At 55.8% G+C, this 14,322-nt stretch carries 16 protein-coding genes; 7 read left to right on the top strand and 9 right to left on the bottom strand.

Annotated features, from left to right (window positions below; all coding sequences use genetic code 11):
* Positions 1-71: 71 nt before the first annotated feature.
* From ACLL9E_RS01095 to ACLL9E_RS01080, 4 genes are read left to right on the top strand one after another with little or no spacing between them, the layout of a single operon-like run.
* Entirely contained in the window at positions 72-680 is a 609-nt protein-coding gene (locus tag ACLL9E_RS01095) for a LemA family protein (RefSeq protein ID WP_411289905.1), read from the top strand.
* Between the two features lie 20 nt (positions 681-700).
* Positions 701-1,519 carry a TPM domain-containing protein gene (locus tag ACLL9E_RS01090; RefSeq protein WP_411289904.1) on the top strand — a complete coding sequence of 273 codons (819 nt, stop codon included), beginning with the start codon at positions 701-703 and terminating at the stop codon, positions 1,517-1,519.
* Positions 1,520-1,530: 11 nt separating this feature from the next.
* On the top strand, positions 1,531-2,220 hold the full coding sequence (locus ACLL9E_RS01085; protein ID WP_411289903.1) for a TPM domain-containing protein: 690 nt from the start codon (positions 1,531-1,533) through the stop codon (positions 2,218-2,220).
* Positions 2,217-2,735 (top strand): NUDIX hydrolase, encoded by a 519-nt coding sequence (locus ACLL9E_RS01080; protein ID WP_411289902.1) that lies wholly within the window; start codon positions 2,217-2,219, stop codon positions 2,733-2,735. The genes ACLL9E_RS01085 and ACLL9E_RS01080 overlap by 4 nt, the downstream gene beginning before the upstream one ends.
* On the opposite strand, the gene ACLL9E_RS01075 is transcribed toward ACLL9E_RS01080, so the two are convergent.
* Genes ACLL9E_RS01075 through ACLL9E_RS01065 form a run of 3 tightly spaced genes read right to left on the bottom strand, consistent with a single transcriptional unit; the run spans position 2,732 to position 6,562 of the window.
* Positions 2,732-3,007, bottom strand: coding sequence for an ETC complex I subunit (locus ACLL9E_RS01075; RefSeq protein ID WP_411289901.1), 276 nt, complete (start codon positions 3,005-3,007; stop codon positions 2,732-2,734). The two genes, ACLL9E_RS01080 and ACLL9E_RS01075, sit on opposite strands and share 4 nt — an antisense overlap.
* A gap of 58 nt (positions 3,008-3,065) precedes the next feature.
* Positions 3,066-5,552: an ATP-dependent helicase HrpB gene (gene hrpB / locus ACLL9E_RS01070; RefSeq protein WP_411289900.1), complete on the bottom strand. Its 2,487-nt coding sequence runs from the start codon at positions 5,550-5,552 to the stop codon at positions 3,066-3,068.
* Positions 5,549-6,562: a polyprenyl synthetase family protein gene (locus ACLL9E_RS01065; RefSeq protein WP_411289899.1), complete on the bottom strand. Its 1,014-nt coding sequence runs from the start codon at positions 6,560-6,562 to the stop codon at positions 5,549-5,551. Before ACLL9E_RS01065 ends, hrpB begins: the two co-directional genes overlap by 4 nt.
* 96 nt (positions 6,563-6,658) lie before the next feature.
* On the opposite strand from ACLL9E_RS01065, the gene ACLL9E_RS01060 reads away from it, so the two are divergent.
* The gene (locus ACLL9E_RS01060; protein ID WP_411289898.1) at positions 6,659-6,946 is read left to right on the top strand and encodes a chorismate mutase; all 288 of its coding nucleotides are present in this window, start codon (positions 6,659-6,661) and stop codon (positions 6,944-6,946) included.
* Here ACLL9E_RS01060 and ACLL9E_RS01055 read toward each other — a convergent pair whose 3' ends face one another.
* The 5 genes from ACLL9E_RS01055 to ACLL9E_RS01035 all read right to left on the bottom strand — a co-directional run bounded on the left by ACLL9E_RS01055 (position 6,947) and on the right by ACLL9E_RS01035 (position 11,045).
* The gene (locus ACLL9E_RS01055; protein ID WP_411289897.1) at positions 6,947-8,257 is read right to left on the bottom strand and encodes an ATP-binding protein; all 1,311 of its coding nucleotides are present in this window, start codon (positions 8,255-8,257) and stop codon (positions 6,947-6,949) included.
* Between the two features lie 83 nt (positions 8,258-8,340).
* A complete protein-coding gene (locus ACLL9E_RS01050; protein ID WP_411289896.1) occupies positions 8,341-9,006 on the bottom strand; it encodes a response regulator transcription factor in 666 nt (221 codons plus the stop codon).
* Between the two features lie 72 nt (positions 9,007-9,078).
* Positions 9,079-9,375: a PepSY domain-containing protein gene (locus ACLL9E_RS01045; protein ID WP_411289895.1), complete on the bottom strand. Its 297-nt coding sequence runs from the start codon at positions 9,373-9,375 to the stop codon at positions 9,079-9,081.
* 80 nt (positions 9,376-9,455) lie between these two features.
* A complete protein-coding gene (locus ACLL9E_RS01040; RefSeq protein ID WP_411289894.1) occupies positions 9,456-10,169 on the bottom strand; it encodes an SIMPL domain-containing protein in 714 nt (237 codons plus the stop codon).
* A gap of 27 nt (positions 10,170-10,196) precedes the next feature.
* Complete coding sequence (locus ACLL9E_RS01035) at positions 10,197-11,045, bottom strand: aminotransferase class IV (protein WP_411289893.1); 849 nt, start codon at positions 11,043-11,045, stop codon at positions 10,197-10,199.
* Positions 11,046-11,346: 301 nt separating this feature from the next.
* Between ACLL9E_RS01035 and ACLL9E_RS01030 the strand changes: the two genes are divergently transcribed.
* Complete coding sequence (locus ACLL9E_RS01030; protein ID WP_411289892.1) at positions 11,347-13,149, top strand: ABC-F family ATP-binding cassette domain-containing protein; 1,803 nt, start codon at positions 11,347-11,349, stop codon at positions 13,147-13,149.
* Here the strand turns inward: ACLL9E_RS01030 and ACLL9E_RS01025 are convergent.
* A complete protein-coding gene (locus ACLL9E_RS01025; RefSeq protein ID WP_411289891.1) occupies positions 13,146-13,661 on the bottom strand; it encodes a DUF6456 domain-containing protein in 516 nt (171 codons plus the stop codon). The two genes, ACLL9E_RS01030 and ACLL9E_RS01025, sit on opposite strands and share 4 nt — an antisense overlap.
* Positions 13,662-13,749: 88 nt before the next feature.
* Between ACLL9E_RS01025 and ACLL9E_RS01020 the strand changes: the two genes are divergently transcribed.
* Entirely contained in the window at positions 13,750-14,313 is a 564-nt protein-coding gene (locus ACLL9E_RS01020; RefSeq protein WP_411289945.1) for a helix-turn-helix domain-containing protein, read from the top strand.
* The last annotated feature ends 9 nt before the right edge of the window (positions 14,314-14,322 follow it).

The following is a 14,322-nucleotide window of genomic DNA, read 5'->3' as shown; positions in this document are numbered from 1 at the left end:
GCGCCTTATGTATGTAATACACAGCCCCTAAACGGCTGGATTTCTAGGCGATTGCCAAGTGGAGGAACTCAATGCGTAAGAATTTTATGAAATTTCTTGTGGTGCCAGTTGCGGCCCTGTCGCTTGCTGGTTGTGGTATCAACAGCGTTCCAACAGCCGAGGAAAATGCCAAGGCGAAATGGGCTGATGTCCAAGCTGCGTTTCAGGAACGCGCCAACCTAATCCCAAATTTGGCAAATGTCGTGAAAGGCGCAGCAGCGCAGGAAAACAAAACGCTGACCGAGGTTATCGAAGCCCGCGCCCGCGCGACCTCGCCCAATATTCAGGTGAACCCCGACGACCTTAGCAATCCAGCAAAAATGGCTGCTTTCCAATCCGCCCAGAACCAGTTGTCGGGAAGCCTTTCACGCTTACTAGTTTCGGTTGAGCAATATCCCCAACTGAAAAGCCAGGAAGGATATCTGAAGCTTCAGGATCAGCTTGAGGGTCAGGAAAACCGTGTTCGCATTACGCTGCGCGATTATAATGAGGCTGTCCGCGGATATAACACCACCATCCGGACGTTCCCGGATATTATTGGTGCGAAGGTCATCCACGGCGCAAAGCCAATGGTACCATATCAGGCCACAACCCAAGGTGCTGAATCCGCGCCACAGCTGGATATGGCGCCAGCGACCTGACGCCTTATTGGGAATTGAACATGATTAAGGTCCCAGGGTTGCTGACTGCGCTGCTTACCGCACTGCTGCTGGCCATTACCAGCCAAGCAGCAGTTGCGCAGAATTTTCCGAAGCTGACTGGCCGGGTGGTTGATCAGGCCAACCTGCTCGATCCGCAGCAAGAAGCCGAGCTTACCGCCAAGCTTGAAGGATTGGAGACGCGAACGAAGCGACAGCTGGTGGTCGCCACGCTCGATAGCCTGGAGGGCTATGAAATATCCGATTATGGGTACCGGCTTGGCCGCGCATGGGCGATTGGGCAGGATGGCAAAGGCGAGACCGAAAAGGACAATGGCGCGATCCTGATCGTTGCGCCCAATGAACGTAAGATGCGTATCGAAGTTGGCTATGGCCTTGAACCCGTGTTAACCGACGGTCTGTCATCTACGATAATCCGCAATGACATTACTCCGCGCTTCAAAGAAGGTGACTTTGTTGGGGGCATTAATGCAGGCGTTGACCGCATTGTGACTCAGCTGGAATTGCCTGCCGATGAAGCCGCCAAGATAGCAAGTGCCGCGCAGCAGCAGCGCGGCAAGCGAGATGAAGGCATCCCGTTTGGCGCGATCCTTTTTGTCCTCTTTCTGATCTTTTTCGTTTTTCTGCCGATGATAAGGTCGATGAAAGGCGGCGGGCGTAAACATCGGCGCGGCGGCATGGGCCCAGTCATTATCTGGGGCGGCGGGAGTGGCTTTGGCGGAGGCGGCGGTGGCTTTGGCGGCGGTGGATTTGGCGGCGGCGGTGGATTTGGTGGCGGGGGCGGCAGCTTCGGCGGCGGCGGCGCGTCGGGCGGCTGGTAGGAACTATTGATATGGCCTTACGTAAAATCAGCCAAATGAGCCAAGCGGACCATGTGCTTGTCACGCAAGCCGTTGCCGATGCCGAACGCCACACCAGCGGAGAAATCGTGACGATCGTGACCGATTTGTCCGACCATTATGAAGACATGGCCATGGCGTGGGCAAGCGCTGTCGCGTTTGTGGCCTTGGTCACTTATGCGACCTTCCCGGATTTTTATATCGGCCTGATTGATGGCCTCACTGGCGGCTGGGGTCATGAATATACGATGGGCGAGTATGTGGCGCTCCTGCTGACCGCAGTTGCCCTCAAATGGATCGGCACTTGGCTTATCCTGAAGTGGATGCCATTGCGCCTTGCGCTTACGCCACAGGCCACCAAACTTGCGCGGGTTCGCAGTCGTGCCATCAGCCTTTTTAAGGTTGGAACAGAGGCAAAAACCATCGGCCGGACGGGCGTGCTGTTATATTTGTCGATGAAAGAACATCGGGCGGAAATCGTGGCTGATGAAGCGATTGCGTCAAAAGTATCACCGGAGACCTGGGGCGATGCGATGGTCGCGTTGCTTGACGAGGTGAAGTCTGGAAACCCCGGTGCTGGCGTTGCCGCTGCGGTCGCCCAGATGGGTGTTGTGCTCGCCGAGCATTTCCCCAAAGGCACCGAAAATCCCAACGAAATATCCGACAGGCTTATCGAAATATGAACGATCAGGACGACGCGGAAACCGTGATGTGGCAAGGGCGCTTCATCACGGCGAAGACGCGCGGAAAATGGGAATATGTTAGCCGCGCACGCGGGATAAAAGCTGCGGTCATCTTGGCGATGGAGGACGATCATGTGCTGCTGGTCGAACAATATCGCGTGCCACTTGGGGCGAATTGTATCGAGTTGCCAGCAGGGCTGATCGGTGACCATGAAGAGGGTGAAGACACGCTGGCGTCTGCGGCGCGCGAGCTTGAGGAAGAAACCGGATATCGCGCGGACAGGCTGGAAATACTCGGCGATTATTTCTCATCGCCTGGTATGGTTAGCGAAAGTTTTTGGCTAGTGCGCGCACATGGCCTGACCAAAGTCAGTGACGGTGGCGGTGTCGACGGCGAGAATATCATCGTCCACCGTGTCGCTTTGGCTGAATTGCCTGATTTTATTCAGGAAAAGCGCGCGATGGGGTGCGTCGTTGACGTCAAATTGCTGATGCTGCCCGGAATGATAATTTAGCGGAAATTATCCGCATAGGCCTGAAGCTTCAGGGTTTTTGGGGGTGTCGGGATAAAACTTGCCTTGATCCCCTTCTTTTCGGCGTAGGCGATGGCGGCATCGAGACTTGGGAAAGTCAATTGAACCTGCGCCTGAGTGTCGCCTGAGCCAGCCCAGCCCATCAACGGGTCCGGCTTGCGCGGTTCTTCTGCGGCAAATTCCAACACCCATTCCCTGCGCCCACGGCCCGACTGCATGGCATGTTTGGGGCGCTGAAATATACGGGCAGACATGGCACTTTTCCTGACGGTTACACTTATTGATCGCCTTGCCCGAAACCCGGCGGAGTCGTCAAGCGTTGCGGGGCAGATCGCGGGCCTGCGCCTTTTTGGTTTTAAAGCTCGCGACGCTTTCCCACGGCGCGTCGGGCCAGTTGTGCTTGGGGTAGCGACCGCGCATTTCTTTGGCGACGTCACGCCAGCTTCCGCGCCAGAATTCAGGCAGATTTCGCGTGGTCTGGATCGGCCGCCCCGCAGGCGATGTCAGGCTCAACACCAGCGCTATCCGACCAATACCCACCGTCGGATGGCTATCAAGGCCAAATAAAGCCTGCACACGCAGCTCAACTGTCGGGCCGGCTTCTGCGGCGTAATCGATAAAATGTTCACTGCCTGCCGGGCTTTTGAATGACGCAGGCGCAATTTGGTCAATGCGCGTCCGCAGTTCCCAGCCGAGCAGATTGTCGAGTGCGCCCACCAAGCCCGAGGGCGAAATATCGCGCAAGCGGTTGACCTGTTCAAGCAGCGGCAACAGCCATTGATCGGCGCTTTGCATCAAAGCCTCGTCTCCTAGTAAATCCACTCCTGCAAACCGCGCCCGTTCACGAAGCGCACGGGCCGAGTCAGGCCAAGGCAGCGCTACTATTCCCGTGTCGCGGATTGCGGCCAATAAGGCGTTGGCGACCGCTTGACGCTCAGGCTTTTCCAACCGGCCTTCGCTCAGTACGATAGCTCCAAGGCGGCGCTGCACCCGCGCATCTACCCGGTCAGCGTTTTTGTCGTACGACATTATTTCTTCGCTTTTGATGCGGTGTCCAAAGCGCGCAACAATCTCTGCTTCGGTTAGCGCGGCTGCGGAAATTATCCGCGCCCCTGATGCTGCGCCCTGAACGTCGGCGACGGCAAGCCATTCCTCAAGTGCCAGCAACGACGAAGTATCGAGTTGCAGCCCGCGTCCCATCGCGCTGATCCACTTCTCGCCTTTGGTATCGCGTCTTTTGGCGATGCGGTCGGGAAATGCGGTAGCGATGAGGGCACCAATGCTCATCGGCTCATCGCTGCCGCTGTCATCACACAGCCGGGCAAAGCGTTGAGCGAGTTTACGTGCGGCATCTGCTTTGAGACCTCGCTCGCCCACAAATCGCTGAAAGCGAACCTCGATATCTTCACCCTGCCCGCCAAGGCCGCGTTCTTGCAACAATATGGCGAGCATGGCCGCAGGCTCGCCTTGTTTGCTTCTGCCTGCCATAACAACCATATGGGCAAGATGCGGGGGCAATGGCAGATTGGCCAAAACTGTTCCATGCGGCGTGATATGGCCTTGCACGTCCAGCGCATCGGTTGACTGAAGCAGTTTTCGCGCCTGCTGCATCGCAGTGGCGGGCGGCAAATCAAGCCAGCGCAATTTAGCAGGGTCGCTTTCTCCCCAACGCGCACAATCGAGCAACAATGGCGCAAGGTCGCTTTCAAGTATCTCCGGCGGGTCGAACGGGGGTAATCCGCCATTTCCTGCCTCTTCCCACAATCGGTACGCAACCCCTGCCTGTTGCCGCGCTGCGCGACCGGCCCTCTGCGTTGCAGCCGACAGGCTAGCGCGCTCTGTCACCAATCGCGTGACGCCTGCTGCTTGGTCAAAACGTGCGCGCCGTGCGAGGCCGCTGTCGATGACAACGCGCACACCATCAATCGTCAGGCTGGTTTCCGCGATGTTGGTAGCGAATATCACCTTTCGGCGTCCTTGATCATCGGAACGCACCGCTAGCCGCTGTGCAACGGGGTCAATCTGCCCGTGCAACTTATGCACGACGATGTCGGGGCCGCAGGATCCCAGTGCGTCAAAAGCACGGTCAATCTCGCGCACACCAGGCAGGAATACCAACAGGTCGCCTTGCTGTTCGGACAGAGCCTGACGAACATTGCGCACAATATCTGCTTCAATGCTTTGTTCGGTTCGGCGGCCAACATATCGAAGTTCCAGTGGCCAGCTTTTGCCATCGCTTTCCAATACTGGCGCATTGTCCATCAGACGGGAGAACCGCGCCCCGTCTAAAGTCGCTGACATCGCAACCAAGCGCAAGTCGGGTCTGAAGGCTGCTTGCGCTTCAAGTGCAAGCGCGAGGCCAAAATCGCTATCGACACTGCGTTCATGGACTTCATCAAACAGTACGGCCGATACGCCCGGAAGCTCAGGGTCGCTGATAATCTGGTTGCGGAAGATGCCTTCAGTCATCACCAGAATGCGGGTGTTTGAACCATGCTTGCTGTCGAGGCGTGTGGCATAGCCGACCGCTCCGCCAACCGTTTCGCCTATATTGTCTGCGATGCGCTCTGCCGCCATACGCGCGGCCAATCGGCGGGGGGACAGCAAAAGGATTTGACCTTGGCAATAAGGCTCATGCAGCAAGGCGGGGGCAACCAAGGTCGTTTTGCCGGCACCTGGCGGCGCGATAAGTACCGCGTTAGGCGAAGTGCGTAACGAAACCAGCAAATCCGGAAGGACGGCTTGTATGGGTAACGTCTGGTCGTCTCTGACTGCGGGCGGCACCGCCTTATCGCTCAATATGCGCGGGCTATTGCGAATTCCACCGCTTCGGTAAGCGCAGACTTAGCATCGCCTGCCGAAAAATGTGCGATCGCATCAATCGCCCGCTGACCGTAATGCCGGGCGCGGTCCAACGTATCATCAATGGCACGGTGCGCACGCAGCAGATTACATGCATGCGCAAGATCATCGTTGCTCACCCGGTTGCCAAGCATCGCATCGCGCCAGAACTTTTGTTCTTCCTGATTGCCGCGACAATGCGCCAAAATTACGGGTAAAGTAACCTTACCATCCCGGAAGTCGTCACCGCTATCCTTGCCCATGGTTGCGCCATCGGACACATAATCGATGGCATCATCGACCAGTTGGAATGCAATGCCAAGGTTACGGCCATAAGCGTCAAGCGCCATTTCCTGCGCCTCTCCACTTTCGGCAACGACTGCGGAAATCCGGCAGGCTGCGGCAAACAGTGCGGCAGTTTTGGAACCGATGATTTCGAGATATTTTTCTTCCGTCGTCGAAATCTGCCGCTGCGCCGTCAACTGGTTGACCTCACCTTCTGCAATCACCGCAGAGGCATTGGACAAGATTTTCAGCACCTTAAGCGAGCCGTCCTCTACCATTAATTCGAATGAGCGGCTGAAAAGAAAATCGCCCACTAGCACTGCAGCCGGGTTGCCAAATATCAGATTGGCAGCAGTCTTTCCGCGCCGCATGTCGCTTCCGTCTACGACGTCATCATGCAGCAAGGTCGCCGTATGGATGAACTCGACGGCCGCCGCCAATTTGTGATGGCGTTCCCCCGGATAATCCAAAAGCTGAGCGCAGGCCAAGGTCAGCATCGGCCGCATGCGTTTGCCCCCGCCCGCAATTAAATGCCCGGCAAGTTCGGGGATAAGCGGGATTTGGGACTGCATGCGGTCAAGTATGACTGCATTCACCTTGTTCATGCCGGGTGCGACCAGCTTAAGGATTGGGTCAAGCGATGGCGACTGATGTCCGCCGATTTTATGGATAGTTGCCGTCATGATTGCTCTGCTCTGACGGTAGCTGTGCTGATAGGCAAGTGCAAATGGCGCATTTCCCCTTGTCCCGTCCGGTCATTATCGGCACATATGGGATACATGACCGAAACCGATACCCTTGCACAATTTCGCGACAGCATCGATAACATTGACGCTGCATTGGTCTTCATGCTCGCCGAGCGTTTCAAAATAACGCAGGCCGTTGGCGAATTTAAGGCAAAATCGGCACTGCCCCCTGCTGACCCCGCGCGCGAAGAACGGCAAATCGAGCGGCTTCGGCAACTCGCGCGTGATGCCAAGCTTGATCCGGATTTCACCGAAAAATTCCTGCGCTTTATCATTGACGAAGTGATCCGGCATCATCAGCAAATTCGCGACGGTCAGTAATCAGCTTATTGCTTTTGGCAGCCTGAGGCGGACCAACAGCCCGCCAAGGTCTTCGCTTTCTTCCAGTGCAACGGTTCCACCATAAATTTCGACGACATCGCGGACAATCGCGAGGCCAAGACCTGTTCCAGGCTTACCCGTATCCAGCCGCGCGCCCCGGTCAAATAACCGTTCCCGTTCGCCTTCAGGGATGCCGTTGCCATCATCCTCGACGATCATTTCGACAAAATCGCCGGTATCCTCAACCGTCACAAAAACACTGCCGCCACCGTATTTGGCAGCGTTCTCGATGAGGTTGCCAAGCATTTCATCCAGATCCTGTCGTTCAACGCGCGCAGCGATTTCCTGGTCACCGGCCATATCAAGACGAACATGCGAATAAAGACGCCCGACGGCACGCTCAACTGACTCAAGGCTTCCCCATACCTGCGCTCGGCTATGGCTATGACCGCGGCGGCCAACGGCGCGCGCACGCGCAAGATGGTGATCAACCTGTCGCCGCATCGTCGTAGCTTCGCGGATGACAGTTTCGGATAGATCCGTAGACTGTGCGGTTGCACTGTTCATGATCACGGTCAGCGGGGTTTTCAACGCATGCGCAAGGTTTCCTGCGTGCCGACGCGATTCCTCGGCTTGTTTCTCATTATGGTCAAGCAACGCATTCAACTCATTTACCATCGGCATCACTTCGTCCGGCAATGCGTCTGTTACACGGCTTTCCTTGCCGCTGCGCATTTGGGCAATAGCCTTGCGCACCGCGCGCAGCGGCCATAATCCATAAAATGTCTGAAGCGCCGCCAGTATGATTAGCCCCAGCGCAAGCAAAAGAAAGCTGGTGATCAGTACAGACCGCAACTCCTGAATTTGCGCATCAAGGCTATCGCGGCTTTGCGCCACCATGAATGTCCACGCGATGCCTGAATCCGGCAACCTGATCGCCCGCTCGGCAATACGCAGTGGTTCGTCTGGAAACTCATTACTGTCGCGGAAATGGACAGCCTGATCATTGTGATCGACGGGCGGACGGAGCGCGCGGTCCCATAACGAACGCGATGGAAAAGGCATCGCTCCCGTCCCCGTAATTTGCCAGTAAAGTCCGCTATTTGGTTCCAGGAACCGCTGGTCGCCGAGCGGGCGATTCATGCGGATTTCGCCATCTGGCCCTATTTCGGCTGATGCAATCATGGCGGTCAGCACATATTCGAGCTGATTGTCAAAATTTTGTTCAACCGAATTGGTCAGCACGCGGTCAAGTGCCGCGCCGCCGCCAATCAGCAATATCGTAATCCACGCCGCCGCCGTAAGGATCATCCGGCGGGTTAGCGATCCAGTGCTTTGGAACTGGCTACGCCATGTCGGCGGATTTTGAACAGAATTAATGGCGACAGGCGGGTTCAGGTGACCGGTTCCTCAAGACTGTAGCCAAGGCCCCTGATGGTGGAAATCACGTCCTGCCCAAGCTTTTTACGGATTCGTGTGACGAACACCTCAATAGTATTGGAATCACGGTCAAAATCCTGATCGTAAATATGTTCGATCAACTCAGTCCGCGAAACAACCTTGCCCTTGTGGTGCATCAGATATGACAGCAGCTTATATTCCTGCGCAGTCAGCTTCACAGGTTGGCCATCGAGCGTGACACGTCCTGAACGTGTATCAAGCCGGACATCGCCGACGTTAAGTTCGCTGGAGGCATTGCCAGAGGCACGCCGAATAAGCGCGCGCAACCGTGCAATCAGTTCCTCGGTCTGGAATGGTTTTGCGAGATAGTCATCGGCGCCTGCATCAAGACCTGCAACCTTGTCCGACCAGCTGTCGCGTGCGGTCAGCACCAGCACAGGGAACTTGCGGCCTTCCTTGCGCCAACGGTCAAGAACGGTCAGTCCGTCAATTTCGGGCAAACCCAGATCAAGAATGACAGCATCATAATTTTCGGTTGAGCCCATATAATGGCCATCTTCGCCATCAACGGAGAGGTCGACGGCATAGCCAGCTCCTTCAAGCGTCGACTTGAGCTGCTTGCCCAAGGTGGGCTCGTCTTCCACGATCAAGATACGCATGCTGTCCCCTTAAATTTTCGATTTGTCTGTTACGTCATGGCTAGCAGATTCGCTGCCGGTGACAAAATCCTATCAGCGCTGACGCAGAACGTTTCCGGTACGCGCATCCACATCAACAAAGATGACCCTGTTGCCGTCGATGAATTTGAGCCGATAGACTTGGGCAGCAGGATCATATTCCGGCCCAAGATATTGCATGCCACGCATTCTTGGTACGACGATGGCTTCGATTTCGGGCAATTTTTTTATCTTGCCCGCCCGCATATCCTGCCGTGCATCGTCTTGTTCGCCCCGGCGCGCGTCAGCTATTCCAGGAGTGAGAAAAGCCACGTTGGCGATGAGCAACATGAGAAGGGGTTTGTTTATCATGTGCCTCCACTAACCCTGCGGCATTGAACGTACAGTGAATGGGGCGCGCGAAGATTTACCGGCGCCACGCCCCATCGAGATTATCTCACCATTTCGAAAGTGAAGGACATGCTCGCCCCAACGCTCAGTTCGCCGGGAGATATCGGCGTTGATTTTTCCGACGCGTCCATTGTCCGCGCAACCATCGGCATTGGGGAATATCCTCGACCCTGATCGCTTTCTTCCACGCGCAGGATGCGGACGTCAGTATAGCCGGCTTTGCGGGCAAGATTGCGTGCGAGCTGCATTGCGGTCGCCCACACCTTGTCGCGCGCCGCATCCTGAAACGTGCTGTCATCATCGATACCGAAAACCGGACCATTGAAGTTCGTTGCCCCGTCCACCGCAAGCGCATCAAGAAATGCACCAAGCTTTTTCAAATCGCGCAGCTTGGCATTCACCATGTTTGATGCCTGATAGCCTTTAAAAATCTGCTGCCCGTCACGATAATCAAATTGCTGATTCAAGCTGATTTGCGTGGTTTGAATATCCTTTTCGGCAATTCCAAGCTTCTTCAACCGCGCCACCACCGATGCCATTTGCACATTATTGGCGCGAACGGCTTCGCTTGCGGTCGGCGACATATTTTGAACGCCAGTGGTGAATGTCGCGATGTCCGGGCGCGCTTCGACCGTTTCGGATATGTTGAGGTCGATGACCGGGTTAGCCGTGGTGATGCTGACCTGAGTCGCCATGGCTTGGGTGGCGACAAGGCCGCTGCTCGCAAGAATTGCTGCAATTATCAAACTACGCATATGTAACTCCCGTTTAATGCCAACAGCTTATATTGCCGTATGGCGTGCCCAACCAATATAGGCTTGGCGAAGCTGAACAGTTGCCGAACCGGGCGTGCCATTGCCAATTACATGCCCATTGATCTGCACCACCGGCATCACAAAGCCAGAGGCCGATGAAACAAATGCCTCCGCTGCTTGTTCCGCTTCGTTGACCGAAAAGCGTCGTTCTTCAATCTGTTGAGCAACCAACGGAAGAACGGCAGCGCGGGTAATACCGTGCAGAATTTCGCGGTTAAGCGGATGCGTTACCAGAACACCTTCAGTCGTGATAATATGCGCGTTTTGCGCACTGCCTTCGGTAATCCAGCCATCACGCTCCATCCAAACGTCATCGGCACCGCGGGCAATCGCCTCATTTTTCATTAGCGAGGCATATAGCAATTGCGTGGTTTTAATGTCCGCCCTGCCCCAGCGCAAATCGGGCATGGTCACCACCCGCAGCCCACGTTGCGCCGATGGGTTATCTGCGAGCGCCCTTGATTGTGTAAACGCAAGGACCGTTGGCGGCGTATCGGCTGGTGGAAATACAAAGTCGCGGTCTTGGGGCGCGCCGCGAGTGACTTGCCAATAGATCATGCCCTCTTCAACGGCATTTCGACTAACCAGCGCGCGGCATATCTCCAACCATGACGAGGTGTCGGGAGCGCCACTGATTCCGGTTTCACTCAGCGAGCGGGCAAGTCGTTGGACGTGGCCGTTAAAGTCCACAAGTTTGCCGTCCAACACGGATACAACTTCGTAAACCGCGTCCGAAAACAGAAAGCCCCGGTCAAAGACTGAAATTTTGCCTTCAGTCTCGGGGATGTAATTTCCGTTTAGATATATTGTCCGCATTCTTTGCTTACCCTGCCCCAGTGCCTCGATTGGTTTGGAACGCCACCCCGCCCTGATGCCTTAAGTAAGATGCTGAAACAAGTTCAGCATGAAGGTGCTCAGTTTTCCGGTTGTCCTCGCTGGTGATGCACGCAGTCGGCAATCTTGCAACCTTCATCCGATATTCTGCAACCGTCACCGTGAACCTGTTTGCGCGCTGCGTGCCTTGGGCTCCAGAGTCCTCATTTCATCGTATCGTTGCAAAACATAAAGCTGGAAGAAGCTTGCCCTAAACGGCACACCGCACTATCCGCGCTCCAATATGTCGGCACCCCCCATTTTCGCATTTGAAGGTCTCGCACTGCAGCAAGGTGGCGGATGGCTTTTTCAGGATATCGACCTATTCATTGGCGCGCGCGACCGGTTGGCGCTGATTGGCCGCAACGGTGCGGGCAAAACAACCCTGATGAAGCTCATCGCTGGAACAGTAGAGGCCGACAAGGGCAACCGCGTGGTCGTGCCCGGCACCAATATCGTAATGTTGGAGCAGGACCCCGATGTTACGTCCTTTGACCGGCTGGTAGATTTTGCTGTGCATGGCGAGAAAGGACCGCCCGAATATGCAGTGCGGGCGATCGCCGACCAATTGGGCATCAATCTTGATCGCGAGGCGAAAACTGCGAGTGGCGGGGAAAAGCGCCGCGCAGCCATTTGCCGGGCGCTGGCTAGCGAGCCCGATTTGCTCTTGCTCGATGAGCCAACCAACCACCTTGATCTTGCGGCTATCGAGTGGCTCGAAGAGTGGCTGACGCGCTATCGCGGTGCATTCATGGTAATCAGTCATGACCGAACATTCTTGACGCGACTGACGCGTCAGACATTTTGGCTGGATCGTGGGCTATTGCGCCGCAATGAAATCGGCTTTGGCGGCTATGATGTTTGGACCGAGCGGGTTTTTGCCGAAGATGCGCGCAATGCCGACCGTTTAGACGCGAAACTGAAAATCGAGGCGCACTGGCTTGAACGCGGCGTGACCGCCCGGCGCAAGCGCAATCAGGGCCGATTGGCAAAGCTATGGGAAATGCGCGCCGCGCGTGCGGCGATGATTGGGCCGCAAGGCACAGCCAAGCTTGCTGCCTCGAGCGATGACAGCAAGACAAAAACCGTCATCAGTGCGCAAAATGTTTGCAAAAGCTTTGGCGAGCGTACGATTATTAAAGATTTCACGCTGCGCATTCAACGTGGCGACCGCATTGGCATTGTTGGCGCAAACGGCACGGGCAAGACAACGCTCATCCGCATATTAACAGGTGAAAGTGAGCCCGACACCGGCAGCATAACGCTGTCGCCCACGCTGACAGGTATCGTCATTGACCAGCAACGCAAATTGCTCACGCCGGAAAAACGGGTGCGCGACGTGTTGGCGGACGGCAGCGACTGGATTGATGTGCGCGGCGTGCGCAAGCATGTTCAAGGCTATCTCAAGGAATTCCTGTTTGATCCCGCGCTAATCGAAGCGCGGATAGGGAGCCTGTCCGGCGGCGAGCAATCGCGCATCTTGCTCGCGCGCGAATTCGCGCGCGAAGCCAATTTGCTGGTGTTAGACGAGCCAACCAACGACCTTGATCTCGAGACACTTGATTTGCTGCAAGAAGTCATTGCCGATTATGACGGAACGGTATTGATCGTCAGCCATGACCGCGACTTTCTTGACCGAACGGTCACGCTGACGCTCGGCCTAGATGGTTCAGGGCATGTCGACATCATAGCGGGCGGCTATGCAGATTGGGAAGCAAAGCGCGATAAAAGGGAAAAGCCGACTGCGAAGAAAGTCGACAAATCCACCGCGCATGAGATTGCGGCCGTTACACAATCTGTACCCAAACGTGTGAAGCTTACCTACAAGGACCAGCGCGATTTCGATATTCTGCCAGCGCGTATTGCCGAAATCGACGCTCTCGTTGTAGCGGCCGAAAAAGAAATGAGCGACCCTGCTTTGTACACCAGGGAGCCAGCGCGATTTGCCGAACTGACCTTACAAACCGATAGCTTGCGCGCCGAAAAGGAAGCCGCAGAGGAACGCTGGCTTGAGCTTGCGATGATGGTCGAAGAGACGGCTTCCTAACCCGGAATTCGGTAAAAAACAGCAAGCCGGTCAAGCGCAATTTTCAGCACAAGTTTCCCCGAGCGGACTGGCCAGGACATTTCGCGTTCAGCAGCGGGCACGCTTTCACCAACACAAATCACTCTCCATGCAATATCGGACAAATCCGGGCCAAGCGTCCTGATCGCGCCGTCAAATCGGGTCTTTGCCTGTATCATCCGTTCAGTACGGTTCAAACCCGTCGGCGCGCCGCGTTTTTGCCGGCTGAGCGGGATATTCTCCCATGACATCGTAACATGAGGCCCTAATGCGGCTGCTTCATAATCGCGGCGCAACGTCTCGCCCGCCAGCATTTGCCGGTCAGACAAATGTCCACGCGCGTGCAGCCACGACAGTGCCGATTCCGACAGATTGATGGTTACAGTGCGCTGGCTGGCTTTTGCACCACAAACGGCACCATTTTCTGCCAATGCCCGTTCGACTAGGATCTGCTGGGGGTGCACGTTGGAATTTGAATTGGATTTGGCTGGCATCAATACTCTCCGTTGGTTATCCGAATCATGCTTGCCATGTGGTGAATATTGTAGGAAAGAAAAAACCTATCTGGTAAAGGAATATATGATGCAAAGCCGAATTCGAGATGTGCGCAGAGCCAAGGGGCTGACGCTTGCCGATGTGGCAGAGCGATGCAATCCGCCGACGACCGCACAAACAATTGGACGCCTCGAAACCGGTATGCGCGTGCTTTCGCTTATCTGGATCAATCGCATTGCGGAAGCTTTAGGGGTTGAATCTAGCGATTTGGTCGTCCTGCCCGATCAGCAATTTTTACCTGTCGCAGCAGTCTTGCATGAGGACGGCACTTTTGCCCCGACGAAGGAAGAACGCATCATGGTTCCCAATGTCGGGGAGACAATGGTAGGGCTTCGTATCGCGGCAGCGACAGGTGAATACCGAAGCGGCGATGAATTGTGGCTGGAGCAAATACAACCCGACCATTTTGCGTCCGCTCTTAATCTCGACGTGCTGGTGCCGCGTCCGGGCGGCCGATTTATCTTTGGCCGTCTCTTGGGACGTGACGCAGGCAAGCTGCACCTTCTGCCGCTTGAGGCTGGCGCGCGGCAGCAGGTCGTGACCGATCCGGCGTGGATCGCGAAGGCGGTCCGGCTGGTACGCAAACTATAAGACTTGGCC

Source organism: Sphingorhabdus sp., assembly GCF_046596595.1.
Lineage (GTDB): Bacteria > Pseudomonadota > Alphaproteobacteria > Sphingomonadales > Sphingomonadaceae > Sphingorhabdus_B.
The sequence above is the reverse complement of the archived record's forward strand: the minus strand, read 5'-3'. Positions and strand labels throughout refer to the sequence as shown.

Bases quoted from the DNA above. Each gene is read 5' to 3' on its own strand.
- ACLL9E_RS01095 (WP_411289905.1), top strand. From the start codon at position 72: ATGCGTAAGAATTTTATGAAATTTCTTGTGGTGCCAGTTGCGGCCCTG.
- ACLL9E_RS01090 (WP_411289904.1), top strand. From the start codon at position 701: ATGATTAAGGTCCCAGGGTTGCTGACTGCGCTGCTTACCGCACTGCTG.
- ACLL9E_RS01085 (WP_411289903.1), top strand. From the start codon at position 1,531: ATGGCCTTACGTAAAATCAGCCAAATGAGCCAAGCGGACCATGTGCTT.
- ACLL9E_RS01080 (WP_411289902.1), top strand. From the start codon at position 2,217: ATGAACGATCAGGACGACGCGGAAACCGTGATGTGGCAAGGGCGCTTC.
- ACLL9E_RS01075 (WP_411289901.1), bottom strand. From the start codon at position 3,007: ATGTCTGCCCGTATATTTCAGCGCCCCAAACATGCCATGCAGTCGGGC.
- ACLL9E_RS01065 (WP_411289899.1), bottom strand. From the start codon at position 6,562: ATGACGGCAACTATCCATAAAATCGGCGGACATCAGTCGCCATCGCTT.
- ACLL9E_RS01060 (WP_411289898.1), top strand. From the start codon at position 6,659: ATGACCGAAACCGATACCCTTGCACAATTTCGCGACAGCATCGATAAC.
- ACLL9E_RS01055 (WP_411289897.1), bottom strand. From the start codon at position 8,257: ATGATCCTTACGGCGGCGGCGTGGATTACGATATTGCTGATTGGCGGC.
- ACLL9E_RS01050 (WP_411289896.1), bottom strand. From the start codon at position 9,006: ATGCGTATCTTGATCGTGGAAGACGAGCCCACCTTGGGCAAGCAGCTC.
- ACLL9E_RS01045 (WP_411289895.1), bottom strand. From the start codon at position 9,375: ATGATAAACAAACCCCTTCTCATGTTGCTCATCGCCAACGTGGCTTTT.
- ACLL9E_RS01040 (WP_411289894.1), bottom strand. From the start codon at position 10,169: ATGCGTAGTTTGATAATTGCAGCAATTCTTGCGAGCAGCGGCCTTGTC.
- ACLL9E_RS01035 (WP_411289893.1), bottom strand. From the start codon at position 11,045: ATGCGGACAATATATCTAAACGGAAATTACATCCCCGAGACTGAAGGC.
- ACLL9E_RS01030 (WP_411289892.1), top strand. From the start codon at position 11,347: ATGTCGGCACCCCCCATTTTCGCATTTGAAGGTCTCGCACTGCAGCAA.
- ACLL9E_RS01025 (WP_411289891.1), bottom strand. From the start codon at position 13,661: ATGCCAGCCAAATCCAATTCAAATTCCAACGTGCACCCCCAGCAGATC.
- ACLL9E_RS01020 (WP_411289945.1), top strand. From the start codon at position 13,750: ATGCAAAGCCGAATTCGAGATGTGCGCAGAGCCAAGGGGCTGACGCTT.